A 26177-nucleotide genomic window follows, 5' to 3' on the forward strand; every position below is an offset into this window, starting at 1 on the left:
CCTCGGCTATGCTGGAAAGCGCTTACCCAGACGTTCCGGGAGCGGGATAGCGCTTTCCCGTTTCCGGAATATTAAGTTCGCGTAGGTGGGGTGTCAATGCCCCCACGAGGGACGGGACGGAAAATGCGCAAGACGAGGACCAGGGCATCCAGCGGAAACCCGACCCTCACGGACGTGGCCGCACGGGCCGGGGTGTCCCTGGCGACGGCCTCCCGGGTACTCAACGACAGCGACCGCAAGGTCGGCCGCGAACACCGCGAGCGGGTCCTGCGCGCCGCGAGCGAACTCGACTACCGGACGGACCTGTCCGCGCAGGCCATGGCCCGGGGCAGCTCCCCGGTCCTGGCGCTGCTCGTCAGCAGCATCGACGACCCCTACTTCTCCGCCCTGGCCGCCGGGGTCGCCGACTCCGCCCACTCCCACGGCGTGATCGTGACCATCGCGATCACCGCGCGCGACAGCGAGCGGGAGCTCACCTCGGTGCGCACGCTCCGGGGGCAGCGCCCGCGCGCGATCCTCGTGGGCGGCAGCCGCATCTCGGACAACCCCCACACCGACGCGCTCCTCGCCGAGCTGCGGGGGTTCGCGGACAGCGGCGGCCGGACCCTCTTCCTGAGTCAGTCGGTGGGCGGCCTCGGCGCCGTGCACCCGGCCAACACCTCCGGGGCCAGGGAGCTCGGCACGGAGATCGCCCGGATCGGGTACCGCCGCGCCGCGATGGTGACGGGCTCGGGGTCGCTGGAGACCGTGGCGGAGCGGACGGAAGGTTTGCGCCAGGGTCTCGCGACCCGTGGCGGCGGGATCTCCGTGGTCGAGAGCGACTCCTTCGACCGTTCCGGCGGCTACCGGGCCACCCTCCGGCTCATCCGTTCCGGCGGGATCAGGGACGTCGACGTGTTGTGCGCGGGCAACGACTTCATGGCGGTAGGCGCGATGACCGCCCTGCGCGACAACGGGATCCAGCCCGGCCGCGACGTCGCCGTCACCGGGTTCAACGACATCGAGACCGCCGCGGACGTCACCCCCCAGCTCACGACGGTGCGGTTCCCGCTCGCCGCCATAGGACGCCAGGCCGCCGACCTCGCCCTGGACCCGACCGCCCCGCTCACCGAGGACGTCTGCGTGCCCGGTGAGGTGATCATGCGCGACTCCTGCCCGCCGCTCGCGAGGTGAGCCCGAGGTGTCCAGGGCGTCGGGGAGACCCGGGGTCCGGGCGTCCTGCGGACCCACCACGCCAGGCAACCGACCGCCTGGACCCGACTCCCCGCCCACCGAGGACGCCCATGCCCCCGGTGAGGTGATCATGCGCGGCCCTCGCTCCCACCCGCGAAGTGAAGCCGGGGAGCACAGGGGTCCGGGAGCCCAGGGTGTCCTGCGGGGCCCCACGACGCGCGACCAGGAACCCTCCCCGGTCCAGTGACCCTGACCGGGGGCGTGCGACCGTTCGCGGACGAGGCCACTCCCCCGGTCACATGGGGCCTCGCCCCGGTCCACATGGGGCCACCTCGGGGAGGCGTCATCCGGGGACCGGGCCGGTCGAGTCACGGACGACCAACTCGGTGCGCACGGTCAGGACCCCGCCGGGCGGGTCCTCCCGGGAGCCGACCGCGAGCATCCCGCTGGTGCGGCCCGCGTCCGCCAGCGGTATGCGCACGGTGGTGAGCGCCGGGACGGCGTCCAGGCTGAACGGGAGGTCGTCGAACCCGGCCACCGAAACGTCCCCTGGCACGTCCAGCCCGCGTGAGCGGAGTTCGGCGAGGGCGCCCAGCGCGGCGTTGTCGTTGCCCGCGACCACCGCCGTGAGCCCGGGGGCCCGGCGCAGGAGTTCCGCCACCCCGGCCCGACCGGACTCGCGGTCGAAGTCGCTGGACGCCACCGGGCAGTCCCCCGCCGGCAGGCCCGCGTCCGCCAGGGCCCGGAGGTGCCCGTCCAGCCTCAGCCGCGAGGTCGTGCGGTGCTCCGGTCCGGTGAGGTAGCCGATGCTCCGGTGCCCCAGCGAGACCAGGTGCGCGGTGAGCCCTCGGGAGCCCTCCCGGTTGTCGAAGTCCACCGCGACCACCCCCGGCAGCGGTCCACCGTCGTGGCCGGTCAGGGGCGGGCGGCCGCACAGGACGACGCGCGATCCGGTGGCCGTGAACTCGGCGATCTGGTCGACGAGGGCGTCGCGGTGGCCGGGGCCGTTCACCGATCCGCCGGTGAGCACCACGGCCCGGGCCCGCTGCCTGCGCAGGAGCCTGAGGTAGCGCAGCTCGCGTTCGGCGGAGCTGCCCGTGTTGCACACGACCGCCAGGACGTCGCCCTCGGCCATGGCGTCCTGGATTCCGCTGGCGATGACCCCGAAGAACGGGTCGGCGACGTCGTGTACCAGCACGCCGATGAGGTCGGAGCTGGACGCCGCCAGGGCGCGGGCGTGGCCGTTGACCACGTAGTCCAGCTCCGCGACGGCCCGGTGGACCCGTTCCGCGGTGGCCCGCGCCACGGGGTAGTTGCCGTTGAGGACCCTGGACACCGTCGCCGGTGACACCCCGGCCCGCCGCGCCACGTCGGCGAGTGTGGTCGCCATCTCCGCCCTGGTCCCCCGTTCCGGCGCCTCCCGTCCCCGCCGCTGCCACCAGCGGCGTACGGGGAGGCCCTCCCAGCAGTATGGCGAACTTCCACGCCCGGCGCAGGCGGGGATCCGGCGCGAACGACCGCCTCAGGACTCCTTGACAGCGGTCGGGGACCGAACGTACTTTCTCCGAATAGAAAGCGCTTTCCCCCACGCGATCAGGGAGCCGCGTTGAGCCAGCACCCCCAGCCGACCAGCCCTGACGCCCCGGCACCGGCCCAGGGGCCGCCCGCGCTGCCCGGAGGGATCGGGCTGTCCCGGCTGCGCGTCTACGACTGGCCCGCCGCCCCGGAGTCCGACGGCCTCTGCGGCGGCACTCCGCACCTCCACCTGGCCTGCACCGAGGCGTACGCGGTGACCGGCGGTTCGGGCGCCGTGCAGACCCTCACCCCGGAGGGTTTCTCCTCCACTCCCCTCACCGAGGGCGACCTCCTCTGGTTCACCCCCGGAACCGTGCACCGCCTCGTCAACCATGACGGCCTGCGCATGATCGTCCTCATGCAGAACGCGGGCCTGCCCGAGGCAGGCGACGCCGTCCTCACGTTCCCCTCCGACGTCCTGGCCGACCCGGCCGCCTACGCGAGGGCGGCCGCCCTCGACCCCGCCGACCCCGAGGGCTCGGCCCGTGAGAGGCGCGAACTCGCCGTCTCCGGCTTCACCGAACTGCGGAACCGCCTGGAGTCGGGCGACACCTCCGCGCTGACCGAACTGCACGCCGCCGCCCTGCGCCTGGTCTCCGGCCACCTGCCCGCCTGGCGGGCCAGGTTCGAGCTCGGACCGGCCGCCGAGGTGGCCCGCACCGCCGCCCACCTCGACGCCCTGGCCGAGGGAGACACCTCCCACCTGGCGTCCGCGTCGGTCCACCGGGGCGGAGCCTCCCCGGCCTGGGGCATGTGCGGGCGGCTCGACAAGTACGAGAGAACCGAAAGGGCCGAGTGAGGCGGGGGATGACCGGGACGCCGGTCATCCCCCGCCCTCGTTCCAGCCCTCCCGAGCACCAGCACTCACCCCCCAGCAGCCGCCTCCGCCCCCAGCCCCGGGCACCCCCTCCCGTCATCCCCCGACCGTCCGGCAGGCGCGCCCTTGCCCGCGCACTTCGCCCTGCCCCGCCGTGCCCGAGGGCCCTCCTCCGCCCGCGGCCACACCGAGTTCAGCACTCACCCGACCCGCACGAGGGAGTCTGTTCATGTTCCTGAGACCACGCCGCTCCCTGGCGACGACCCTGGGGTTCGCCCTGGTCGCCGGGGCCTTCCTCCCAGCCGCCCCGGCGCTGGCCTTCCCCTCCGACCTACCTCCGCAGGAGCCCGGGGTCACCCTCCGGGTCTTCGACGTCGGCTTCGAGCCCGAACAGATCTGCACCCTGGTCGAGGGGCAGACCCCCAACGTCGACGTCCTGCGCGAGACCGTCGACTACGAGACCACGGAGGAGTTCGGCGGCATCGCCAACAACTTCATGGCGCACGTGATCGGGAACCTGCACGTCCCCGAGGACGGGACCTACGACTTCCGCCTGATCAGCGACGACGGTTCGCGCCTGTACCTCGACGGCGAGGAGATCATCGAGAACGACCAGCGCCAGCCGCCGACCGCCGTCGACGGAACGGCCGAACTCACCGAGGGCGCGCACGCCCTGCGCATCGACTACTTCCAAGGGGCCTTCGACAAGGCGCTGCGGCTGGAGTGGAGCCCGCCCGGTCAGGACGGCTTCGCGCTCGTCCCCGAGGACGTGCTCACCACCGACTCCGACGTGACCCGGGTGACCTCGCCCGGAGTGAAGGTGTGTTCGGACGCCGACATGAGCCCCGGCGACGGCGCCCCGCTCGCCGGAGTGCACCCGAACTACACCGTGACCGACCTGCGGCCGGAGGGCTTCGAACCCACCGTCACCGGCATGGACTGGTTCGAGGACGGCCGGATGGTCATCACCACCTGGGCCGGCCGGGAGAGCTTCGACGGCGCCGTGGAGATCGTCGAGGGGACCGTCGGTGAGGACGCCGACCCCGAGGACATCACCACGCGGGTTGTCGCGACCGACATGAACGAACCCCAGGGCGTGCTGGTGGAGGACGGCGAGGTCATCGTCGCGGAGAAGCACCAGCTCAGCCGGTTGGTCGACGCCGACGGCGACGGCGTCTACGAGGACACCGAGCAGATCGCCACCTGGCCGAGCGGCGGCACGTACCACGAGTTCGGCTTCGGGCTCCTGGCCGACGACGAGAACTACTACCTGAACCTGTCGGTGGCCATCACCCCCGGCGGCAGGACCACGATCCCCCAGCACGTGGAGAACCGGGGCACCTCGATCAGGGTGGACAAGGAGACCGGCGAGGTCGAGTACGTCGCCGGTGGCCTGCGCACCCCCAACGGCATCGGGTGGGGCGCCGAAGGGGAGATCCTCGTCTCCGACAACCAGGGCGACTGGCTGCCCGCCTCCAAGATCGTCGAGATCGAGGAGGGCGCGTTCTACAACCACTACACGACCCCGGCCGGGCCCTTCGACGACCAGCCGGTCACGCAGCCCGTCCTGTGGCTCCCGCACAACGAGATCTCCAACTCGCCCACCAACCCGGTCCTGGTGGAGTCCGGGGTGTTCGAGGGGCAGATGGTGTTCGGCGACGTCACCTACGGCGGAATCCAGCGGGCCTTCCTGGAGGAGGTCGACGGCCGGAAGCAGGGCGCGGTGTTCCGGATGACCCAGGGACTGGAGTCCGGGGTCAGCCGCCTGGCGCTCGGCCCGGACGGCGACTTCTACGTCGGCGGCATCGGTGGCGGCGGCAACTGGGAGCAGCCCGGCAAGCTCCCCTACGGCCTCCAGAAGCTGACCCCCACCTCCGAGGACGCCATGGACATCCTGTCCATGGAGGTCACCGGGACCGGGTTCGACATCACCTACACCAAGCCGGTCTCCGACGACGTGGCCGCCAACGCCGCGGAGCGCTACGACGTGGCCCAGTGGTCGTACAACCCGACCTCGCAGTACGGCGGCCCCAAGCGCAACCAGGAGACCCTGCCCGTCACCGGCGCCTCGGTCTCCGACGACGGGCACACGGTCAGCCTGGACATCGGCGGCCTGCGCGAGGACCGCGTGGTACACGTCCGCTCGCCCCGCCCCTTCGAGTCCGCCGACGGCACCGAACTGTGGAGCACCGAGGCCTGGTACACCGTCCACAACATCCCCGGCTACGAGGCTCCGCCCAACGAGATCGGCATGTACGAGGCCGAGGACGGCACGCTGCGCGGCGGCGCGGGCATCGCCAACGAGCACCCGCACCACACCGGTGAGGGGTTCGTGGACGGGTTCAGTAACATCGGCGCCTCCCTGACCTGGGACGTCGACGTCGACGAGGCCGGAACGTACCCGGTGACCTTCCGCTACTCCAGCGGCCCCAACCCGTTCGTCGGGCCCAAGACCATCTCACTGGACGTCAACGGCGAGGACCTGGGACAGATCACCGTCGAGACCACCGAGGTCTGGCAGGTCTGGGCCGACCACGTCGAGCAGCTCGACCTCCAGGAGGGCAACAACACCGTCACGGTCACCGCCGGTGAGGACGACGACCGGCACGTGAACTGGGACCACCTGCGCGTCCAGCACGAGCCCTGCACCCCGGCCGGACCCGACGAGGGCTACCGGATGCTGTTCGACGGCACCCCCGAGAGCCTGGCCGACTGGGAGATGGCCGGCCCCGGCGACTTCGTCTCCCAGGGCGACTGCACGATGCGCTCCATCGGCGGTCTGGGCTTCACCAGCTATCCGGAGGAGTTCACCGACTACAGCCTGACCCTGGACTGGAAGATGGGCGGGGACGACAACTCGGGCGTCCACCTCGGTGTCAACGACCCGCAGGGCGACCCCGCCGCCCGCAACCGGGGCTTCGAGGTGCAGATCGACGCCACCGACGAGCCCCACCTCACCACCGGCGCCATCTACAACTTCCAGGGCGCCGACATCGAGGCCCGGGACGAGGCCCTCAACCCGCCCGGGGAGTGGAACACCTACGAGATCGTCGTCGAGGGCGACCGGGTGCGGGTGTACCTCAACGGGACGCTGATCAACGACTTCGACAGTGAGGGAGCGGACCCCGACCGCGACCTGACCGGCCGTATCGGCCTCCAGAACCACCACACCGGTTCCGACGTGTGGTTCCGCGACGTGCAGATCAAGGAACTCGGCTGACCGACGGGGGCGGGGCGCACGCGTCCCGCCCCTACTCCGGGTCGTCCCCCTCCAGGATGAGGACGGCCCGGCGCATGACGTCCTGCTGCGCCTCGTTGTAGAGGTCGGCCACGGACATCATCGCGGCCTTCTCGACCACGGCCCGGGGCATCGTCAGCCGCGAACCCGGGTCGCTCAACCAGGGGTGGTTCCTCCGGTGCTCCTCCAGGACCACCGCCACCCGCTCCGCCAGACGCTGGCGCGTGTCCGCGCTCGCGTCCGGCGGCAGGGTGTTCATCTCGTGGTCGAGGTCGGTGGGCTCCGCGTCGATCATGGCCCGGAGGTCCTCCACCGCGCGCTCGTCGTAGAAGCGGCTGGAGATCGCGATGACCGCCCGGTCGGCGTCGCTCAGCCGTTCGGCGACGCCCTCGAACCCGGCCGGGACGTCGGTGGGCGTGCCCTCTCGCAGCAGCGCCGCCACCTCCTCCCTCGCGCGTCGCAGACGCTCGATCCCGGCGGCGAGTTCGGCGTCGAGCGCGCGGAGGGCGTCCTTGGAGTCGGCCGGGCTGTCCCCCATCCGGTCCACCCGCGCCAACGGAACGCCCATCTCGCGCAACCGGCGGATCTGGAGGACCCGTGCCAGGTGCCGTGCCTGGTACTGCTTGTATCCGTTGCCGCGCCGTTCGGGCTGGTCGAGCAGGCCGACCCGGTGGTAGTGGCGGATGGTGTTCACCGTCGTGCCCGCCATCTCGGCCAGCTCACTCGTACTCCACCCCATGGACCCCCCTCTCACACTCCGGTGTACCGCATCAGAGCGTGCAGGTCGCCCCCTTCTCGGGCACCTCCAGGTCGATCAGGTACCTGGCGGCGGCCTCGTCCACGCACTCGTTGGACCCGAGGGAGACGATCCCGTGCCCCTCGCCCTCGACGGTGAGCAGCGCGCTCCCGAGGGTGTCCGCGAGCTCGATCCCGCCCGCGTGCGGGGTGCTCGGGTCGCCGGTGATCGACACCACCAGCGTGTCGGGCAGCCCCTCGATGTCCTCCGCGTAGGGGAACCCGAGTTCCGGCTCGACGGGCCAGGCCTCGCACCCGTCACGGGCGCCGTCCGTCACGTCCACACCGGGGTCCATGAACGGGGCCTGGGCATAGGTCGCCTCCCGCAGCTCACCGCCCTGCTCGGGGGTCAGGCGCTCCTCGTCCATGCAGTTGATCGCGTGGTTGGCCTCCAACGAGTTCGGCCACCGCCCGTCGGGCCCGCGCAGGCCGAAGTCGTAGATGAGCTGCATCAGGGTGTCACCCCGCCCCTCCTCGACCTCGGCGATCCCGTCGATGATCCGGGGCCAGCTCTGCGGGGAGTACAGTCCGGAGATCACGCCACCGACCGCCCCGTCGAAGTCCAGCTCGGCGTCCAGCGCGGGCACGGGCTCCTCTCGCAGCGGCCGCACGATCTCCTGGAACCGCTCGGTCGCCCGCTCGGGATCGGTGCCCAGCGGACAGTCCGTCTCAGCCGCGCACGTCGCGGCCATCTCGTCGAACGCTCCCTGGAACCCGGCGTAGGCGTTGACCCGCCGGTCGAAGCTGCCCTCCAGCGGGCTCATCGCCCCGTCGAGCACCATCGCGCGCACCCGGTCGGGGAACTGCTCGGCGTAGACGGCCCCCAGCCGGGTGCCGTAGCTCTGCCCGAAGTAGGTCAGCTCCTCCTCGCCCAGGACGGCCCGGAGCACGTCCATGTCGCGTGCGGTGTCCCGGGTTCCCAGGTGTTCCAGGACCTCGACCCCACCGCTCCCCTCGGCGCACCGCTCCATGATCTCCCGGGTGTCGTCCTCGGTGAGGCGCACCGTGGTGCCCTGCGACCCCATCGGCACGACCCCGGTGTCGGCCTCCTCGTCGGTGTAACAGTCCACCGCGGGGCTGGTGGCGCCGACACCGCGCGGGTCGAACCCGACGAGGTCGAACCGCTCGGTGATCTCGCTCTCCGCCAGCCCCGCGAAGGCCAGGGCCGCACCCACGACACCGGAACCACCCGGACCGCCGGGGTTGTAGACCAGCGAACCCATGGACTCCCCCCGGGCGGGCACCCGCAGCACCGCCACCGATGCCAGCTCTCCCTCGGGGTCCTCGTAGTCGAGCGGCACGTCCATGCGGGCGCACTCGGAGCCCGGTGCCAGCTCCAGGAGGGCCGCCTCCCCGGCCGTGTCCGGGTAGTCGGCGCACCCCTCCCAGCTGAGTTCCTGCTCGTGGAAGGCCTCCAGGGCCCCGGAGCCGCCCTCCGCCTCCTCCGACGAACAGCCCGCCAGGACCCCCGTCAGCGCCAGCAGTCCGGCTCCGGCCCGGACCAGCCTTCCGCCTCGTCGACGATGTTCCACTTCCACCCCTTCGGTTCGACCAGCACGTCGGGGCCAAGCAGACACTGTGTTCCTGGAACAGGGTCAAGCCCGGGAACCGACCGGGCCCGTCACGAGCCGTCCCTGGAGACGGACATGCCGAAGGTGACCACGCTGATGAGGGCGGGGATGATCGCGGTGACGCCCCATCTCCACTCGCCGCCCCAGATCCACGCCAGGAGCATCGCGATGGTGCCCGCGAGCAGGACGAGGGTGGTCCAGAGCATGGAGCCCGAGGGGTTTCCGGTGCTCTCGACGGTGATCTGGTCCTGCCGGATCAGGGAGTCGCGCAGGAGCTGGATCAACGCGGAGTGCTGGTCGGGGGTGACGTCGCGGACGCGGATGCGCAAAGTGGCCATAGCGGCCATTCTCCTCGGCCGACACGGCCCGTCTCCAGCCCGGAGCCACCCGGAAACGACTCAAGGCCCGGTCGGGTGACCGGGCCTTGAGGAAGCATGAGAGCCGACGAGGGGACTTGAACCCCTAACCTATCGCTTACAAGGCGATTGCTCTGCCAATTGAGCTACGTCGGCCGACCGCCGGGGCGCCTGGCCCCGGTACGTCCAAGCTGTATGGTACCGGGTCCGGCGCCGAGTGGCCTACTCGGCACCGGGGGCTAGCTGGCCTCGGCTCCGCGACGGCGGGCGACCTCGTAGAGGGAGACCCCGGCTGCCACGGAGGCGTTCAGGGACTCGGCGCCGCTGATCGGGATGCTCGCGACCACGTCGCAGACCTCGCGGACCAGGCGGGACAGGCCCTTGCCCTCGGAGCCCACGACGATCACCAGCGGGCCGTTGGCCAGTTCCAGGTCGGGCAGCTGGGTGTCGCCACCGGCGTCCAGACCGGCGACGAACAGACCCGCCTTCTTGTAGGTCTCCAGGGCCCGGGTCAGGTTGGTGGCCTGGGCCACCGGCAGCTTCGCCAGGGTTCCCGCGGAGGTCTTCCACGCGGACATGGTCACGCTGGCCGTGCGCCGCTCCGGGATGAGCAGGCCGTGCGCGCCGAAGGCCGCGGCCGAACGCGCGATGGCGCCCAGGTTGTGCGGGTCGGTGACCCCGTCCAGGGCGACGATCAGCGGCGGGGTGTCCGAGGCCAGCGCCCTGTCCAGCAGCCCCTCGGCCGCCCAGTACTGGTACGGACGGACCTGGAGGACGATGCCCTGGTGGGTGGCGCCGGGCAGGCCGTTGCTCTCACAGCGGCGGTCCAGGTCGGTGCGGTTGACCTCCACCACGTCGACGCCCTGGGCGCCCGCGAGCTTGGCGGCCTCGTTGACGCGGTCGTCGGGGTCCAGGCTGTTGGCCAGGAACAGGCGCGTGGCGGGCATGCCCGCACGCAGCGCCTCGACCACCGGGTTACGGCCGATCAGCAGGTCGGAGTTGTCCGGCCGGTTGGGCGAGCGCTCCTTGCGGGGGCTGTCCGAGCCCGCCGGGCCGCCGGTCTGCGCGGCGCGCTTGTTGGCCTTGTTCCGCTGCTTGCCGTCATACCAGTGCCGCTGCTCCGCGGGCAGGGTGCCGCTCTTGGCCTCCAGGGAACGCCGACCCTTGCCGCCGCTGCCCTTCGTGGGGCCCTTCTTGCTCTTCTTCGCCGGCATGGTCGCCGCCTCCAGTTACGTGTCGCGGGCATGCCGGAAGAACTCTTCCGGCCGATGGGGTAGCCGCGGCGCCGAGGGGCGGCGGCAAACTCCCAGCCTAGTGCCGTCCCGGTACCACACGCGTCGGCGGTCAGCCCCTGCGCAGGTCCCAACGGGGACCCTGCGGGGTGTCCTCCACCACCACACCGGCCTCCGCCAACTGATCGCGGATGGCGTCGGCGGCCGCGAAGTCCTTGCGTCCGCGCGCGGCCTGGCGCTGTTCGAGTGCGACGGCCACGAGGGCATCCACGACCTCGGTCAGCCCCTGGTCGCCGCCGCCGGACCACTGCTCGCTCAGCGGGTCCAGGCCGAGCACCGAGAGCATGGTGCGCAGCTCGGCGGCGAGCCCCTGCGCCCGCTCCTTGTCACCGGAGGCGAGCGCCGTGTTGCCCTCGCGCACATGGCCGTGCACGATCGCCAACCCCTGGGACACACCCAGGTCGTCGTTGAGCGCCTCGGTGAACTCGGACGGGACGTCGGCCGCCGGGGCGACCGCGCCCAGCACCTCCACGGCGCGGGTGAGGAAACCCTCGATCCGCTGGTAGGCGGCGGCGGCCTCCTGGAGCGCGGTGTCGGAGTAGTCGATGGTGGACCGGTAGTGAGCCTGGCCGAGGTAGTAGCGCAGCTCCACCGGGCGGACCTTCTGGACCATGTCCGGGACCCTCATGGAGTTGCCCAGGGACTTGGCCATCTTCTCGCCGCCGATGGCGAGCATGCCGTTGTGCAGCCAGTACTGGGCGAAGCCGTCACCGGCGGCGCGCGACTGCGCCTGCTCGTTCTCGTGGTGCGGGAAGATCAGGTCGATCCCGCCGCCGTGGATGTCGAAGCTGGGGCCCATGTACTTGGTGGCCATGGCGGAGCACTCCAGGTGCCAGCCGGGACGGCCGCGTCCCCAGGGGGTGTCCCAGCTGGGCTCGCCCGGCTTGGCGCCCTTCCACAGGGCGAAGTCGCGCGGGTCCCGTTTGTCGCGGTCCGGGTCGGAGTCGGCGGACTCCACGACCTGGTCCAGCCGCTGGTTGGACAGCTCCCCGTACGCGGGGTGCGAGCGCACGTCGAAGTAGACGTCGCCCGATCCGTCGTCGGCGGCGTAGGCGTGCCCGGCGTCGATGAGGCGGCGCATGAGCTCGATCATCTCCGGCACGTGGCCGGTGGCGCGCGGCTCCACGGTGGGCGGCAGGCAGCCCAGGGTGTCGTAGGCCCAGGTGAAGGCGCGCTGGTTGCGCTCGCTCACCTGCCACCACGGGACGCCCTCCTCGGCGGCGACACGGATGATCTTGTCGTCGATGTCGGTGACGTTGCGGCAGAACGTGACCTGGTAGCCGAGGTGGATCAGCCAGCGGCGCAGGATGTCGAAGTTGACCCCGGAGCGGATGTGGCCGATGTGGGGGGGTGCCTGCACGGTGGCACCACACAGGTACAGGGAGGCACACCCCTCGCGGATCGGGGTGAAGTCTCGGACCTGTCGGGCACTGGTGTCATAGAAGCGCAGACTCACGTTGTCAAGACTATCCGTTCTCCCCTGGCCTGGGCATCACAAACCCATAAGCACCACCGGTTCGGTACGGGGTCCTGAACGAGACGGGGTCCGGTCCACTCCGGACAGCCCGGAGAACTCATATGGGGCGAGCCGTATCGGGCCCGCTCACATGTGGGACGACCCGGCGTTCCGACCCCGTTCCGGAGGGGGATCGCCCGGCACGCTCCGTCAACCGCGACGCCGCGCCACACCGCACCCTTCGGCACCGGCGTCGGGAAGCAGCCGGAATCGGCCGGAATCTCGTGTTCGCGGCACCGTCTCGACTACGCTTCGGTGACGATGGCCCCTTTCAACAACGCCCCCGAGACAGGGACACGGAACGGTCGGACCGCGGGTCGCGGCGCGGGAGCCGGTGCTCTCGTCGGTGGCGCCGTGTTCGTCAGTGTCATCGCCCTGTGCGCCCTAGTCATCGCCTACAACGGCATCTACCGGTTCGCCCTGATCGTGCACGACGAGGGCGGCTTCCTCGCGCACGTCTTCCCGCTGACCTTCACCCTGCTGGTCCTCATGGCCTTCTGGGTGAGCTACGTCCTGCGCGCGGCGCCGCCGAGCGAGCGCCTCTGGGTGGACGTCGTCCTCATCCCGCTGCTGATCCTCGCCGCGGCCGTGCCCATGGTGCTGCACAGCGTCAACATGGTGGACCGCATCGCGGCGAACCACGAGGGGATCGTCCAAGTGGTGGTGGCGGTCGCCCCGCTGGCCGCCCTGCTGGTGGCGTTCCTGCTGTGGATCACCGTGCGGGCGCACGTCCGCAGACGCAACGCCAACGGACGCCCGCGGGCCAACCCCTCCGACGACCGCACGACCGTGCTGCGCGGGCGGCCCAGACCGGGCGAGGCTCCGGTCCGGGACGACCACGGGACGGAGGCGCTCAAGACCCGACTGCTGCGGTTGGGCGCCGACGACGCGGACGAGAGGGAGTCCGGCGAGGAGGCGTCCGAGACGGTCGCGCTGCCCGCCCGCACCTCCACTCTGCGCCGTGATCGCGCGGAGCAGGAGGCGAAGGAGCGCGCCGAGCGCGAGGAACGCGAACAGGAGGAACAGCGCGCGGAGCGGGAGGAACGAGAGCGCGCCGAACGCGAGAGCTCGAACGTGGTCGTCATCGGGGCCGGTTCCGTGGGCCACGATCGCGACGCCGACAAGCTCTCCGACGCGGACGCCCCGACCGAACCGATCGCCGCCGTGGAGGAGCCCCAGGACCCGGCTGAGGCCTCCGTGCCCACGCTGCCGCTTCCGCGCCGGGCCCGCGACGGCGACAACCCGATCAAGCGTGCGGCCACGGATCCGCCGGTGGTCCCCTCGCAGGCCTCCTCCCCCGAGGCCGAGTCCGAGGGCACCGAGGCCCCCACCACGGGCCTCGCTCACCGGGCCCCCGTGGGCCCCGCCGTGGGCTCCGACCACGTCGTGGCCGAGCCTTCCGAGCACTTCGACGAGGGGTTCGAGCACGACGCCCCGGTGGCCGACCCCAGCACGGACGAGGCGGAGGCTCCGATCCCCGCCCCGGCCATCCCCGAACCGGAGCCGGTCGCCGCCGAACCGGAGCCGGTCGCCGAGACGGCACCTGCCCCGGGAACGGGCTCCGAGAGCGATGGCTCCCCGGAGGTTTCCCGGGTCCAGAGCACCGTGGAGCTGTGGCCCGAGGGTGAGACCGGGTCGGGTCCCCTGCCGGAGGTCGAGGACCTGCCCGGCGTGACGGCGGAGGAACCGGAGGCGGATCCCCGGGACGACCACACCGGTTCCCCCCTGTGGGAGCCGCCGACCGAGGACACGCCCGCCTCGCACCTGGCCGACTACGTGCCTCCGGTGTGGACCCCGCCCGAGGACGACAGCCCCGCCGAACCCGCTCCCCTGGTCGGACACGCGACCGGCGCCGAGGAGGGTTCGACCCCGGCCCTGGACCACGACACCGGCCCGTCGGTGCGCGCCGCCTTCCGGATGGGTTCGGTACCGCCCGGCGCGGCCCGACCGGAGCCGGAGCCCGAGCCGCTTCCTGAGCCCGAGCCTCTGCCCGACGAAGAGCCGGAGCCCGAACCGGAGGTGCGACGGCAGGCCGAGCCCGAACCGGCGACGGAGCGCGCGCCCCGCTCCGGCCCCCGCTCTCGGAGGCCGGTGGAGAAGCGGCCGATGGTCCTCAAGCCGAAGCGCCCGCCCATGCCGGACTTCGCCTCCGGACCGCCCTCCCGCCGCGTCCGCAGCGAGCCGCTGCCGCCGGAGGACCACTGAGCCGACGGGGGCACTGACCCCGCTGAGGACAGGGACAAGGGCCGTCGGCCCCGGAGCCCCCGGTTCCGGGGCCGACGGCCGTCCGGCTCCGGGGAGGCGGACCGGCCGGGCCCACACGTGTGAGGGCGGCACAAGGCGGGCGAGAGACGAGGATCCCCCGATTATCGACGCTACGCGTGCCGGGCGGGGTGCGCCAGGGGCGGTCCACCTCACCTGTGGACAACCTCCCAGCTCCGATTCCCGTCCGCCTGTGAACGACGGATTTCGGCCCCCTGACCAGGCACTGCGTCACCGTCCGGATACCGCCCCCACAGCAACGGGAAAGGACCTTTTGGGGAACCCATCGGCCGAAGGTCACGCCCCTGACGCCCGACGCCCGCCCCACCCCCGGAGGGCCGCCCCCGGCCGCCCCGGGAGGGCTTCACCAGTGCTCGTCCGCACCGGCCGGGGCCGCTCCGCAGCAAGGCCGGAGGGCGCCCGCCGGGGTGCCCCTCGACAGAAGCCCCCTGCCGCCTGGCCACCGCCCCGCCCCGAAGAGGCGGTGACGTCGTCGCGCGCCCGGGGGTGGACCTCCGGACTCACCCGAGCCTCCTGAACACGACGAGGGCGGCCCCGCTCCTGGCGGGGCCGCCCTCGTTTACGTGTGCGTCAGTCCCTGGGGGCGCAGACGGCCGTGGCGACGGCGGCGATGCCCTCACCCCGGCCGGTGAGGCCCAGGCCGTCGGTGGTGGTGGCCGACAGGCTCACCGGCGCACCCACGACCTCGGAGAGGGTCTTCTCCGCCTCGTCGCGCCGGGGAGCGAACTTGGGTCGGTTGCTGATGATCTGGACGGCCACGTTGCCGATCTCGAATCCGGCCGCGTGCACGCGTGCGACGGTCTCGGTGAGCAGCGCCGCACCCGAGGCGCCCTTCCACCGGGGATCGGAGGTGCCGTAGTTCGATCCGAGGTCGCCGAGCCCGCAGGCGGACAACAGCGCGTCGCACGCCGCGTGGGCGGCGACATCACCGTCGGAATGGCCGCTGACACCATCTTCACCCGGCCATTCCAAACCGGCGAGAAAAAGTGTCCGTCCAGGAGAAAACGGGTGGACGTCGGTACCGACGCCCACCCGAGGCATTTTCGTCATGAATTACGTGATTCCGCGAGTATCAGTTCGTCAGAACCTCGTCGAGGAGGGCTTCCGCCTTGTCCTCGTTGGTCTTTTCCGCGAGTGCGAGTTCGCTCACGAGAATCTGCCGGGCCTTGGCCAGCATCCTCTTCTCGCCCGCGGACAGCCCGCGCTCCTTGTCCCGGCGCCACAGGTCCCGAACGACCTCGGCGACCTTGTTGACGTCGCCGGACGCCAACTTCTCCAGGTTCGCCTTGTAGCGCCTGGACCAGTTGGTGGGCTCTTCGGTGTGAGGTGCGCGCAGCACCTCGAAGACCTTGTCCAGGCCTTCCTGCCCCACCACGTCACGAACGCCGACATCCTCGGCGTTCGCGGCCGGCACACGCACCGTCAGATCGCCTTTGTCAACCCTCAGGACGAGGTAGGTTCTGTCCTCGCCCTTAATGGTGCGAGTCTCGATCGCTTCAATACGAGCAGCCCCATGATGGGGGTAGACAACAGTGTCGCCGACCTTGAAAGCCATGTGACAGGTACCCCTTCCGCTACCACAAGGATACCACGAATCTGTGACTTAACGTACCTATTAGGTTTGCGAACACGCAGGTCAGGCCACACATTTTAGGCCTTGACAAAGTGTACCCGAGGAGTCTCGGCGGCCCGGTCGGAGCGCTCCCGAGAGCCCTCTACCCCCACTGGCCAGCCGAAGCGCGACTTGACGAGGGCCCGGAACGGGATAGGGTTCGCCCCCGCCCGACCACCCTCCGCGAGCACTCGGAGCGAGATAGGTCACGATTTCGGATCGGGTCGGCCCACCCGTGACCCGTCCGGATCTCCGGGCCCGGCCGACCCGACCGCACCACACGTCATAACCCCGTCATCAGGCCTCGGGCTCGTAGTCCTCACGCTTCTCGCCCGTCACCATGTAGACCAGGTTGTCCGCCACGTGCACCGCGTGGTCACCGAAGCGTTCGTAGAACCGGCCGACCAGGGTGACGTCCATGGTGGCCTCCACCCCGTACTCCCAGCCCGGAGCGAGGATGCGCTGCAACAGCTTGCGGCGCAGCCGGTCCATCTTGTCGTCGTCCTTGTCCAGCTCCAGAGCGGTGTCGGGGTCCCGCTCCGTGATCACCTCGCCGGCCTTGGTCACCAGGAGCTCCGCCTGGTGCCCCATCTCCAGGACGATGGAGCGCACCGGCTTGGGGATCGCCGAGTCGGGGTGGCGGCGGCGGGCGATCTTCGCGAGGTGGACGGCGTGGTCGCCCATCCGTTCGAGGTCACCGCGCATCGCGAGGGCGGTGATGATGGTCCGCAGGTCCGAGGCGACCGGCTGCTGCCGGGCCATCAGGCTGAAGGCGGTGTCCTCGATCTCCTGGTCGAGGCGGTTGAGTTCCTCGTCACCGGAGATCACTTCCTGCGCCGCGTTCAGGTCACTGTCCAGCAAGGCCGTGGTGGCCCGCGCGACGGCGTGCCTGGCGAGCCTGGTCATCTCGACAAGGCGTTCACTCAGGCTGTCTAGGTCCTCATGGTAGGTATCGCGCATGTCGTCAATGCTCCCAGTCTGTGTTTGAAGAATCGGCCAAGAGTTGGTGAACGATGGAAGAACCTCGGTTGTGTCACATGTCCTGACCGGGTAAAGCCCCAGTCCGCACGTTTACGATCGAATCGTGCAAGGGGAACTTCTCGCCGCGGTCGTCGGCATCATCGGGCTCGTCGTGGGCGTCGCCATCGGCGTCGTCGCCGCCAGCCCCCTCTTCCGTACGCGCACCACACGGGAGGAGGCGCCGTCACCACGGCACGACGGCAGCACCCTCCCGCAGGGGGTGGCAGAAGTGCTGTCCGCGCTCCCCTCCTCCGCGGTGGTCCTCGACTCGGGCGACCGCGTGCTGCGCGCCTCCTCCGCCGCCCGGGCCTTCGGCCTCGTCCGGGGAGAGGAACTGGTCATAGGCGAACTCCTCACCCTGGCCCGCAAGGTCCGGCGCGACGGGGTGATCCGGGAGACCGACATCGAGGTGGCCGTCCGCAAGTTCGGCCCCGACGCCACGTCCTTCGCGGTGCGGGTCGCCCCGCTGGGCGGCACCGGCCTGGTGCTGGTCCTGGCCGAGGACCAGACCGAGCACCGCAGGGTGGAGGCGGTCCGACGCGACTTCGTGGCCAACATCTCGCACGAGCTCAAGACCCCCGTGGGCGCGCTGTCACTCCTGGCGGAGACCGTACAGGACGCCAGCGACGACCCGGAGGCGGTGCGCCGCTTCACCGGGCGGATGCAGACCGAGGCCTCCCGGCTCACGGCCGTCATCCAGGACCTCATCACGCTCTCCCGGATCCAGGGTGCCGAGCCCATCGCCGAACCCGCCCCGGTGGACCTGGGGTCGGTCGTCGAGGAGGCGATCGACACCGTGCGGATGCCCGCCGACGCCAAGGGCATCGAACTGGTCGGCAGCGGAGCCGAGGGGCTGACGGTGCTGGGTGACGAGGCGATGCTGGGGACCGCCCTGCGCAACCTCATCGCCAACGCCGTCGCCTACAGTCCGAAGAACACGCGGGTCGCGGTATCCGTCGGGACCTCGCGGAGCAGCGTGGACATCAGCGTCGCGGACCAGGGGATCGGAATCCCCCAGCAGGACCTGGAGCGAATCTTCGAGCGGTTCTACCGTGTGGACGCCGCTCGGAGCCGGGCCACCGGTGGTACCGGTCTCGGTCTGGCCATCGTCAAGCACATCATGACCCACCACCGTGGAGAAGTGACCGTGTGGAGCAAGGAGGGGTCGGGGTCGACGTTCACACTGCGTCTGCCCAGACCCGAGAGCCGGGAGCTCGAAGCTTCCCGGAACGACAACCACCAGGAGACGGCACAGTGACGCGCGTACTCGTAGTAGAGGACGAGGAGTCCTACAGCGACGCCCTGTCGTACATGCTGCGCAAGGAGGGCTTCGAGGTCGCGGTGGCGCCCACCGGGACCGTCGCTCTGGAGACCTTCGACCGGACCGGCGCCGACCTGGTGCTGCTGGACCTCATGCTGCCGGGACTGTCGGGCACCGAGGTGTGCCGGACCCTGCGGCAGAAGTCCAACGTCCCCGTCATCATGCTCACCGCCAAGGACTCCGAGATCGACAAGGTCGTCGGTCTGGAACTGGGCGCCGACGACTACGTGACCAAGCCGTTCTCCTCCCGCGAGCTGGTGGCGCGCATCCGCGCGGTGCTGCGCCGACGGGGCGAGGACGAGATCGTGCTGCCCGCCGCTCTCGAGGCCGGTCCCGTCCGCATGGACGTGGAGCGGCACGTGGTGACGGTGCGCGGCGACAACGTGCAGCTCCCGCTGAAGGAGTTCGAGCTGCTGGAGGTGCTGCTGCGCAACGCCGGGCGGGTCCTCACCCGGATGCAGCTCATCGACCGCGTGTGGGGCGCCGACTACGTCGGTGACACCAAGACCCTCGACGTGCACGTCAAGCGCCTGCGCGCGAAGATCGAGGAGGACCCGAGCACCCCGCGTTACATCGTCACGGTGCGCGGCCTGGGCTACAAGTTCGAGCCGGTCACCGTCGAGGTCGAGTAGGGCTCCTGGCGGATGCGGGAGGCCCCCTCCGGGTCCCTCCCCCCTCTCCGTCCCGACCCCGCCTTGCTTCGAGTCCCGGGCCGCGGTACCGCCGCGGACCGGGACCTTCGTGTTTCAGGGGCCGCCGCCCCCTCTCCGAGCTGGTGCGCCCCTGTGGGATCCGACGGTGCCCGGCGGATCCCGTGGGTCCTCACCGGGCCCGTCCGCTCGGTCACGCCGGCTCCCGGTCGGCGGGCTCAGCGCCTCCCACGACCCGTCCCGAGGGCCGCCGGTTCCCCGGTGTGGCGTTCCACCGCGCGGGCCAGGACCTCGCAGGCGCGCCGGAGCTCCGCGCCTCCCGCCGACCCGTAGCCGATCACCAGCCCGTGCACGCTGGGCGCGCCGTGGCTGGCGCGTCGGGTGTCCTCCACCAGGACCCCCTCCTTGGCCGCCGCCGCGACCACCGGAGCGACCGCCGACTCGGGCAAGGTGAGCAGCACGTGGAGTCCGGCGGTGTCCCCGGCGATCCGCGTCCCGAGGTGTTCCACGAGCGTGGCGCGGCGGCGGGCGTACTCCAGGCGCATCCGGCGCAGGTGCCGGTCCAGGTCCCCGCGTTCGAGCAGGAGGGCGGTGGCGGCCTGCACGGGGCCGCTGGTGCGGTCGGACAGCTCGGCGCGCACGCGGGTGAGGCGTTGGAGCAGGTCGGGTTCGGCGACGATCCAGCCGATCCCGAGGTCGGGGTCGAGGGTCTTGGAGAGGGTGCCGAGCAGCACGACCCGCTCCGGATCGAGCCCGTACAGGGCGGGCAGGGGCGCCACGTCGTAGCGGAACTCGGCGTCGTAGTCGTCCTCCACCACGAGCGCTCCGGTCCGGCGGGCCCAGGCCAGGAGGCGTTCGCGGCGGGGCAGGGGCAGACGGCCGCCCAGCGGGTACTGGTGCGCGGGCGTGGTGTACACCAGCGCGAGGTCGTCGGTCAGCTCCCCGGGGCGGATGCCGTCGTGGTCGACGGGGCAGGGGACGATCTCGGCGCCGCGTGCGGCCAGGATGGTGCGGGCCTTGCCGTAGCCGGGTTCCTCCACTCCGGCGCGGAAGCGGGCTACGGGGGCCGCGCCCCGCACAGGGGTCCCTCCCATGGCGATCATGGCGCCCACCAGGTCGAGCCCGTTGCCGGTCCCCCGGGTGACCAGGACGTTCTCGGGCCCCACCCGCACGCCCCGGGTGCGGCGCAGGTGTTCGGCCAGCAGGGCGCGGAGTCGGGGCTCGCCCTGGGGTTCGGGGTCGTCGGAGGGCGGCACCTCGGCCGCGTGCCGCCAGGCCCGGCGCATGGCGGCACGGTCGTGGTCGCGGACCCAGGGTGCTCCCGCCCGCAGGTCGACCACCCCGGCCCGGCGTACCTCCTGCCGTGACGGACGCCCTCGCGGGGGCTCGGCGGAGCGCGAGGGCTCCGTTGGCCCGGGCGGACCGGGGAGGGGCTCGTGCTCCGCCACGAAGGTGCCCGAACCGTGGCGGCCGTCGAGCCACCCCTCGGCGTAGAGCTGCTGGTAGGCGTCGGTGACCACAGTGCGGCTCACCGCGAGCTGCGCGGCCAGGGCCCGGCTGGAGGGCAGCCGTTCACCGGCCCGGAGCGCACCGGAGACCATGGCCTCGCGCAGCGCTCCGGACAGCTGCGCGGTGAGCGGTGCGGGGTCGGAGCGGTCGAGGCGGACCGGTGGTTCGGCGAGGCGTCGGGACAAAGTGGTCTTTCACTTCCTGCCAGAAGTGGCCATGGTTGGGATATCCACTTCTTCCTACGGTAGTCGCATGCTCTCCACGACCGAACGCACTCGTCTCAACCGCGCCAAGCACAAGACCAGGACCGACCGCACCGAACTGTACGACCTCCTCGACGAGGGCCTGGTCTGCCACATGGGCGTGGTCGTGGACGGGTCTCCCCGGGTGGTCCCCACGGGGTACGGGCGGATCGGCGACACCCTCTACCTGCACGGCTCGACCGGAGCCCGGTCCCTGCGGACGGAGGGCGAGATGTGTGTGACGGTCACCCTGCTGGACGGGATCGTCCTGGCCCGCTCGGGATTCCACCACTCGGTGAACCACCGGTCGGCGATGGTCTTCGGAACGCCGCGCGTGGTCACCGACGAACAGGAGCGCTGGGACGGGCTGCGGGCGATCACCGAGCAGCTCGCACCGGGCCAGTGGGACGCCGCCCGCCAGCCCGACACCAAGGAGATGGCGGCCACCCGGGTTCTCGCGCTCTCCCTGGAGGAGGCGTCGGTGAAGGTCCGCACCGGCCCGCCCGCTGACGACGAGGAGGACTACGCCCTCCCGGTCTGGGCGGGTGTGCAGCCGGTCCGGACGGTGTTCGACCCTCCGGTCACCGACCCGGCGCTGACCCACGACCTCCCCGTCCCGGCCCACATCCTGGCCCGCGTGACCCGCTAGGCGGGGACTCCCTCAGACCTCCACGATGACCGTGAAGGGCCCCTCGTTGGTCAGGCCCACGGACATCTGGGCGCCGAACACCCCCGTGGACACCTCGGCGCCCTGGTCCCGCAGCTCCTTGACGACGGCGTCCACCAGGGGCTCCGCGACCGGTCCGGGCGCGGCCGCCTGCCACGTGGGACGGCGGCCCTTGCGCGCGTCGCCGTAGAGGGTGAACTGGCTGACCACCAGCAGCGGCGCCTGGACGTCGGAGCAGGACTTCTCGTCCTCCAGGACGCGCAGGGTCCACAGCTTCCTGGCGATTTTCCGGGCCTCGTCCTCCGTGTCGGTGTGCGTGACCCCCACCAGGGCCATCAGGCCGGGTCGGGTGATCTCACCGACCACCTCGCCCTCCACCGTCACCGAAGCGTGCGACACCCGCTGCACGACAGCGCGCATGGTCCTCCCCTGCTCTCTTCCCGGACCGCCCCTGGTCGGGGGCGGTGTCACCTCGATCGTTGCAGCTGGTTGAGCAGGCGCACACGGCGGGTGTTGGTGATCAGACCGGTGAGGGTGACCACGAACGTGCTGATCGAATCCGAGAAGTCCTCGATCCGCCACTCCCGCGGGCCGGTGTACCAGTGCAGGCCGTCGCCGTCGAGCTCCTCGGGGCTGAGGTCGGCGATCGCGGCGGAGGCGAGGATGTTGGCCCAACGGTCGACGTCGTCGAAGATCACCGCGTAGGGGAGGTAGCGCGAGTACAGCTCCACGCGTTCGCCGGGCGGGGCGCTCTGGGCCCGCTGGCTGAGGAGGTAGTCGCGGAAGCCCATCGTGTGCGCGTAGACGGAGCTGCCCAGTTTGGTCTTGGCCGGCATGTACTGCGCGCCCGCGGTGACGGCGGCCCCGGCGATGATGACGGCCAGACCGGTGAAGGCCGCGCTGGTGAACACCGCGAGCAGACCGGTCAGGACCACCCCCGAGGCAGTGAGCACCATACCGACCGTCGTCCAGGTCCCCCGCACCCGGCTGGGCGACCGGGAGAACCACTTGAGCCGGACCATGTCGCGGTACAACTCCTCGCGGACCCGGTCCACGCGCGCGGGGAAGTCCTCGGAGTGCCGGGAGGAGCCGAGTTCCGACAGACGCACGGAGCGCCGCTCTCCGAAGAGGGCGTCCAACAGGAGCCACTCGGAGGAGAGCAGGGCCTCCTCGGGAGGACCGTCCAGGCGGACCAGCCGCCAGTCCACCGAGGTGAAGTGTTCGTGGGGCAGCTCCTCGACCCGGATGTGACCCCGTACGGCCAGGTCGAGGACGGTACCGGTGAGGTCGGCGATGTCCACGCGCTCGTCGACCAGCGTGCCGATCTGGCCCGGGTGGACGTCGTCGGGCGGGGCGAAGCGCATCCGGCCGTGTTCACCGCGGGCCACGGGGGCGTGGTCGCCCTCCGCCGCCTCGTTGTGCAGCGCGCGTTCGTCGCGGCCCCGGATGCGGATGAGGGCGATCAGCCCGCCGACCAGGACCAGCAGGAGGAGACCGAACACGCTCGCGGTCCCCGGCGTCACCTGGAAGGCGGACGCCAGCGACCACCGGCGGGTCAGGATCGGTTCGCCCTCGGCGGTTCCGGGCGGGTAGTTGACGACGATGTCCAGCCGGTCGCTGGGCGTCATGTCGGCCTGGAGGAAGTGCGCGACGACCGCGTCCCCGCCCATGTCCGAGGCGGTGCAGTACATGGCGCTGCGGGGCTCGCCCGCAAGGCAGGACAGCGCCTCGGGGGGCTGCGGCGCGGTGACGGTGACGTCGGTGGAGCGGACATCGTGGCTGTAGGCACCCACGGCCCGCCACTCCAGCTGGACCCCCTGGGAGACCTCGCCGACGGTGCCGCTCACCCGGTAGCTGAGCCGCACCCCGCGGGTGCCCTCGGTGGGGATGCGCACGAGGAGGGCGCCGTCGGTCTCCTCGGTCTCCACCTGGAGGGTGGAGCCGCCGGAGTCGACCGCCGAGACCCCGTTGATCTCGAACCGGCGGTCGTGGTCGGTGTCGTAGAGCATCGTGGCGGTGAGGGCCCGGGTGAAGGTCTCCGGGGCCGGGCCCTCGAACCTGATGGACTCCTCGCCGTGGAGGGTGCCCCGTTGGTCCAGTTCGAGGCGGATGTCGTTGGTGATGTCCGTGTCCGTGGCGGAACGTCGGGCGATGACCGCCGGTTCGTGCCCCGGTACTGTGGTTGCCGGTGCGGTCGCCGTCACCGCGTGCGCCTCCCCTCCCGGCCACCCCACGGCGACCACCACGAACAGCGAGGAGTACACGAGCAGGGCCGTCGCCAACGCGACGGCCGGGCGCCAGGAGCCGACCCACCACATGACGCGAGAGCTTATCCGGTCCGTGAGCGGACCGTACCCATCGGGCGCCCTCCCCGGCGTCGCGTACCGGCCCCCCGCCGGTGGCTCCGTCGACAGTAGCTCCGGCGTGGCCGGGCCTCCCGTGCGGAACGGGGGTTCGGACGCGTGCTGACCCGTCGACGAAACCGGCCCGAGTCCGACCCGTGGGCGGAGCGCCCCGGGTTCCTCCAGCGCATGGGGCTGGGCGTCTCGCTGTCCCTGGGCACGGGGCTGGCCGCCGTGGGGTTCACCGGCTTCCTCGCGTTCTCGGCACTGTTGCCGAGCGCGCAACCGGCGTGGGGCGAGCCCATCGGGCCGGACGCCACCCAGGTGCTCTCGGCCGAGTCCGTCTCGTCCTCGGAGACCACCACGGCGGCGATCGAGGACCCGCTGGGGCAGAACCCGCTGTACGCCAACGGCGAGCTGGGCGAGGTCACCTGTCGGCCACCGCAGATGGACGCCGACGACCCGAAGTCGGTGGAGACCTTCGTGCACTCGATCGCCGACTGCCTGGACTCGGCCTGGGGCGCGTACTTCGAGGAGGCGGGCATCCCGTTCTCCTCCCCGAACCGCGTGTACTGGTACGCGGCGGGGAACAGCCCGTGCGGCCCCTTCCCGAAGGAGGGCACGGCGGCCTTCTATTGTCAGGCCAACCAGGGCCTCTACCTGGGGGTGGAGGACATCGTGGCGGCCTCGGCGGGCAGTGACGAGGCCGAGGCGTACACGTTCCTGCTCAGCCACGAGTACGGGCACCACGTGCAGGGGCAGTCGATGATCCTCGCCGAGTTCCGCTCCCTGCGGGCCAACGCCGACGAGGAGACCGCGGACGAGCTCACCCGGCGCAACGAGCTCCAGGCCAACTGCCTGGGCGGGGTGTTCGTCGGCTCCGCTGAGGAGTCCCTCGGTTACGGGAAGTCGGAGAGGGCCAATATCCTCGACTCCGTCGGGCTCCGCTCCGACCACGCGGGCACGAGCACGCACGGATCGGTGGAGAACGGTCGTCTGTGGACCGCGCACGGTCTGGACCGTCTCGACCCGGCGGCCTGCAACACCTGGGAAGCCCGCGAGGAGCTGGTGCGGTGAGCGGTGACCACGGTCCGGTCGGCTCCGACGAGCCCGGCGGACCCGGCCCCGACGGTTCCGGTACCCCCCTGCCCGCGACGCTCACCCGGCTGGAGCACTCGCGCAGGGCCCACCGGGTCAACCGCAGGGTGTTCAGCGCGGTGTGCGGGCTCCTGGTGGCCCTGCTCGCGCTGTCGTTGCTCTCCTGGACCAGCGTCAACGAGGACGGCTCCGCCATGGACACGGTCTCCGAGCGGGCGGAGGGCGCGGGCGACGACAAGCCCGGCCAGACTCCGAGCCCGTCCGCCGACGCGCCCACCGGTCACCTGGGGCTGCCCGGTCGCACCCTCCCGGACCGGCCGACCGGCCACAGCGCGCTGGTCGCCAACCCGATCTACGACACCGGTCGGCTGAGCCCGCTGCCCTGCCCGGTGCCCGAGCTCGACGTCGACGACCCCGGCTCCATGGAGCGGTTCCTGCACCTGGTCGCCGACTGCCTGGACGACGTGTGGAAGACCCAGTTCGACCGGGCGGGCATCCCGTTCGCCCCGCCGGACCGGGTGTTCTGGGAGGAGCCCGGGGTGAGCCCGTGCCGTTCCTACCCGTCTCCGGCGGGCGCCTTCTACTGCCGGGCCAGCGGCGCGATCTACATCGGCACCTCGGACGTGGTGGAGAAGTGGAACGGCTCGGATGACAGCGTGGTCTACGCGTCCCTGCTGGCCCACGAGTACGGGCACCACGTGCAGGGCGAGTCCGGGCTCCTGGAGTACTACCACGAGCAGCGGCAGCTGGAGGTGGACGACGCGGGCCGCAACTCCTGGACGCGCCGAAGCGAACTCCAGGCCAACTGCCTCTCGGCGGCCTTCCTGGGGTCGATCCGGGTGAGCTACCCGCTCACCGAGGACGACCTGTCCACCCTTCTGGACGACGCCTCGGCCACCGCCGACCGTCCCGACGGTCCCGAGTCGGATCGCACGCACGGCTCCTCGGACAACAGCGTGTGGTGGACGCGCACCGGCTGGACCGAGCAGTCGGCGGGCGCCTGCAACACCTGGGACGTGAGTGACGAGGGAATGGTCAAGTAGCGTCCTCGGTCCGGGGTTGTCCACAGGCTCCGGGTTCTTCGTGTTTCATCGCGACTG

Annotated in this window: 21 protein-coding genes and 1 tRNA gene; 9 read left to right on the plus strand and 13 right to left on the minus strand. The window is 71.4% G+C overall.

Translation table 11 applies throughout. The features are described 5' to 3' along the window. Positions 1-123 precede the first annotated feature (123 nt). Positions 124-1173, plus strand: coding sequence for a LacI family DNA-binding transcriptional regulator (locus BDW27_RS13085; protein WP_233515743.1), 1050 nt, complete (start codon positions 124-126; stop codon positions 1171-1173). A 343-nt stretch (positions 1174-1516) separates the two neighbouring features. Here BDW27_RS13085 and BDW27_RS13090 read toward each other — a convergent pair whose 3' ends face one another. Next, the gene (locus tag BDW27_RS13090) at positions 1517-2563 is read right to left on the minus strand and encodes a LacI family DNA-binding transcriptional regulator (protein ID WP_110049484.1); all 1047 of its coding nucleotides are present in this window, start codon (positions 2561-2563) and stop codon (positions 1517-1519) included. Between the two features lie 216 nt (positions 2564-2779). On the opposite strand from BDW27_RS13090, the gene BDW27_RS13095 reads away from it, so the two are divergent. Then, positions 2780-3547: a cupin domain-containing protein gene (locus tag BDW27_RS13095; protein WP_199560642.1), complete on the plus strand. Its 768-nt coding sequence runs from the start codon at positions 2780-2782 to the stop codon at positions 3545-3547. A 247-nt stretch (positions 3548-3794) separates the two neighbouring features. Continuing rightward, complete coding sequence (locus BDW27_RS13100) at positions 3795-6785, plus strand: family 16 glycoside hydrolase (protein WP_110049485.1); 2991 nt, start codon at positions 3795-3797, stop codon at positions 6783-6785. A gap of 31 nt (positions 6786-6816) precedes the next feature. Here the strand turns inward: BDW27_RS13100 and BDW27_RS13105 are convergent, their stop codons facing one another. From BDW27_RS13105 to cysS, 6 genes are all read right to left on the minus strand, one after another. Then, complete coding sequence (locus BDW27_RS13105) at positions 6817-7542, minus strand: MerR family transcriptional regulator (protein ID WP_110049486.1); 726 nt, start codon at positions 7540-7542, stop codon at positions 6817-6819. 31 nt (positions 7543-7573) lie between these two features. Beyond that, on the minus strand, positions 7574-9130 hold the full coding sequence (locus BDW27_RS13110; RefSeq protein WP_110049487.1) for an alpha/beta hydrolase: 1557 nt from the start codon (positions 9128-9130) through the stop codon (positions 7574-7576). A gap of 89 nt (positions 9131-9219) precedes the next feature. Continuing rightward, on the minus strand, positions 9220-9507 hold the full coding sequence (locus BDW27_RS13115) for a hypothetical protein (RefSeq protein WP_110049488.1): 288 nt from the start codon (positions 9505-9507) through the stop codon (positions 9220-9222). A 101-nt stretch (positions 9508-9608) separates the two neighbouring features. Further along, positions 9609-9681 (minus strand) — tRNA-Thr (locus BDW27_RS13120). Between the two features lie 83 nt (positions 9682-9764). Further along, positions 9765-10739, minus strand: a complete 975-nt coding sequence (rlmB, locus tag BDW27_RS13125) for a 23S rRNA (guanosine(2251)-2'-O)-methyltransferase RlmB (protein ID WP_017544152.1) — start codon at positions 10737-10739, stop codon at positions 9765-9767. 130 nt (positions 10740-10869) lie between these two features. Then, on the minus strand, positions 10870-12273 hold the full coding sequence (gene cysS / locus BDW27_RS13130) for a cysteine--tRNA ligase (protein ID WP_110049489.1): 1404 nt from the start codon (positions 12271-12273) through the stop codon (positions 10870-10872). A 414-nt stretch (positions 12274-12687) separates the two neighbouring features. Here cysS and BDW27_RS27255 point away from each other — a divergent pair, with 414 nt between their 5' ends. Continuing rightward, positions 12688-14538, plus strand: coding sequence for a DUF2637 domain-containing protein (locus BDW27_RS27255; protein WP_158543581.1), 1851 nt, complete (start codon positions 12688-12690; stop codon positions 14536-14538). A 648-nt stretch (positions 14539-15186) separates the two neighbouring features. Here BDW27_RS27255 and ispF read toward each other — a convergent pair. The 3 genes from ispF to phoU all read right to left on the minus strand — a co-directional run bounded on the left by ispF (position 15187) and on the right by phoU (position 17188). After that, positions 15187-15657 carry a 2-C-methyl-D-erythritol 2,4-cyclodiphosphate synthase gene (gene ispF / locus BDW27_RS13140; protein ID WP_193374227.1) on the minus strand — a complete coding sequence of 157 codons (471 nt, stop codon included), beginning with the start codon at positions 15655-15657 and terminating at the stop codon, positions 15187-15189. A 31-nt stretch (positions 15658-15688) separates the two neighbouring features. Continuing rightward, entirely contained in the window at positions 15689-16171 is a 483-nt protein-coding gene (locus BDW27_RS13145) for a CarD family transcriptional regulator (protein ID WP_026129182.1), read from the minus strand. A 354-nt stretch (positions 16172-16525) separates the two neighbouring features. Then, positions 16526-17188, minus strand: coding sequence for a phosphate signaling complex protein PhoU (gene phoU, locus BDW27_RS13150; RefSeq protein WP_026129183.1), 663 nt, complete (start codon positions 17186-17188; stop codon positions 16526-16528). Positions 17189-17312: 124 nt separating this feature from the next. Here phoU and BDW27_RS13155 point away from each other — a divergent pair, with 124 nt between their 5' ends. Then, positions 17313-18506 carry a cell wall metabolism sensor histidine kinase WalK gene (locus BDW27_RS13155; protein ID WP_017544157.1) on the plus strand — a complete coding sequence of 398 codons (1194 nt, stop codon included), beginning with the start codon at positions 17313-17315 and terminating at the stop codon, positions 18504-18506. Beyond that, positions 18503-19201, plus strand: coding sequence for a response regulator transcription factor (locus BDW27_RS13160; protein WP_017544158.1), 699 nt, complete (start codon positions 18503-18505; stop codon positions 19199-19201). The genes BDW27_RS13155 and BDW27_RS13160 overlap by 4 nt, the downstream gene beginning before the upstream one ends. A 236-nt stretch (positions 19202-19437) precedes the next feature. On the opposite strand, the gene BDW27_RS13165 is transcribed toward BDW27_RS13160, so the two are convergent. Next, complete coding sequence (locus tag BDW27_RS13165; RefSeq protein ID WP_110049491.1) at positions 19438-20913, minus strand: PLP-dependent aminotransferase family protein; 1476 nt, start codon at positions 20911-20913, stop codon at positions 19438-19440. 67 nt (positions 20914-20980) lie between these two features. Here BDW27_RS13165 and BDW27_RS13170 point away from each other — a divergent pair, with 67 nt between their 5' ends. After that, positions 20981-21619 carry a pyridoxamine 5'-phosphate oxidase family protein gene (locus BDW27_RS13170; RefSeq protein ID WP_110049492.1) on the plus strand — a complete coding sequence of 213 codons (639 nt, stop codon included), beginning with the start codon at positions 20981-20983 and terminating at the stop codon, positions 21617-21619. A gap of 12 nt (positions 21620-21631) precedes the next feature. Here the strand turns inward: BDW27_RS13170 and dtd are convergent, their stop codons facing one another. Then, positions 21632-22057, minus strand: coding sequence for a D-aminoacyl-tRNA deacylase (gene dtd, locus BDW27_RS13175; RefSeq protein WP_110049493.1), 426 nt, complete (start codon positions 22055-22057; stop codon positions 21632-21634). A 47-nt stretch (positions 22058-22104) separates the two neighbouring features. Continuing rightward, the gene (locus BDW27_RS13180) at positions 22105-23955 is read right to left on the minus strand and encodes a DUF2207 domain-containing protein (RefSeq protein WP_110049494.1); all 1851 of its coding nucleotides are present in this window, start codon (positions 23953-23955) and stop codon (positions 22105-22107) included. 213 nt (positions 23956-24168) lie between these two features. On the opposite strand from BDW27_RS13180, the gene BDW27_RS13185 reads away from it, so the two are divergent. Together BDW27_RS13185 and BDW27_RS13190 are read left to right on the plus strand one after the other, a co-directional pair. Continuing rightward, positions 24169-25056: a neutral zinc metallopeptidase gene (locus BDW27_RS13185; protein ID WP_233515753.1), complete on the plus strand. Its 888-nt coding sequence runs from the start codon at positions 24169-24171 to the stop codon at positions 25054-25056. Beyond that, positions 25053-26120 (plus strand): neutral zinc metallopeptidase, encoded by a 1068-nt coding sequence (locus BDW27_RS13190; protein ID WP_370446489.1) that lies wholly within the window; start codon positions 25053-25055, stop codon positions 26118-26120. The genes BDW27_RS13185 and BDW27_RS13190 overlap by 4 nt, the downstream gene beginning before the upstream one ends. The last annotated feature ends 57 nt before the right edge of the window (positions 26121-26177 follow it).

Origin of the sequence: Nocardiopsis sp. L17-MgMaSL7 (genome assembly GCF_003182025.1) — a bacterium.
GTDB lineage: Bacteria > Actinomycetota > Actinomycetes > Streptosporangiales > Streptosporangiaceae > Nocardiopsis > Nocardiopsis prasina.

What these genes read in the sequence shown, in the direction of transcription:
- dtd (WP_110049493.1), bottom strand. Translation starts at nt 22,057, where the DNA reads ATGCGCGCTGTCGTGCAGCGGGTGTCGCACGCTTCGGTGACGGTGGAG.
- BDW27_RS13105 (WP_110049486.1), bottom strand. Translation starts at nt 7,542, where the DNA reads ATGGGGTGGAGTACGAGTGAGCTGGCCGAGATGGCGGGCACGACGGTG.
- BDW27_RS13145 (WP_026129182.1), bottom strand. Translation starts at nt 16,171, where the DNA reads ATGGCTTTCAAGGTCGGCGACACTGTTGTCTACCCCCATCATGGGGCT.
- BDW27_RS13170 (WP_110049492.1), top strand. Translation starts at nt 20,981, where the DNA reads ATGCTCTCCACGACCGAACGCACTCGTCTCAACCGCGCCAAGCACAAG.
- phoU (WP_026129183.1), bottom strand. Translation starts at nt 17,188, where the DNA reads ATGCGCGATACCTACCATGAGGACCTAGACAGCCTGAGTGAACGCCTT.
- BDW27_RS13180 (WP_110049494.1), bottom strand. Translation starts at nt 23,955, where the DNA reads ATGTGGTGGGTCGGCTCCTGGCGCCCGGCCGTCGCGTTGGCGACGGCC.
- BDW27_RS13185 (WP_233515753.1), top strand. Translation starts at nt 24,169, where the DNA reads ATGGGGCTGGGCGTCTCGCTGTCCCTGGGCACGGGGCTGGCCGCCGTG.
- BDW27_RS13100 (WP_110049485.1), top strand. Translation starts at nt 3,795, where the DNA reads ATGTTCCTGAGACCACGCCGCTCCCTGGCGACGACCCTGGGGTTCGCC.
- ispF (WP_193374227.1), bottom strand. Translation starts at nt 15,657, where the DNA reads ATGCCTCGGGTGGGCGTCGGTACCGACGTCCACCCGTTTTCTCCTGGA.
- BDW27_RS13115 (WP_110049488.1), bottom strand. Translation starts at nt 9,507, where the DNA reads ATGGCCACTTTGCGCATCCGCGTCCGCGACGTCACCCCCGACCAGCAC.
- BDW27_RS13085 (WP_233515743.1), top strand. Translation starts at nt 124, where the DNA reads ATGCGCAAGACGAGGACCAGGGCATCCAGCGGAAACCCGACCCTCACG.
- BDW27_RS13090 (WP_110049484.1), bottom strand. Translation starts at nt 2,563, where the DNA reads ATGGCGACCACACTCGCCGACGTGGCGCGGCGGGCCGGGGTGTCACCG.
- rlmB (WP_017544152.1), bottom strand. Translation starts at nt 10,739, where the DNA reads ATGCCGGCGAAGAAGAGCAAGAAGGGCCCCACGAAGGGCAGCGGCGGC.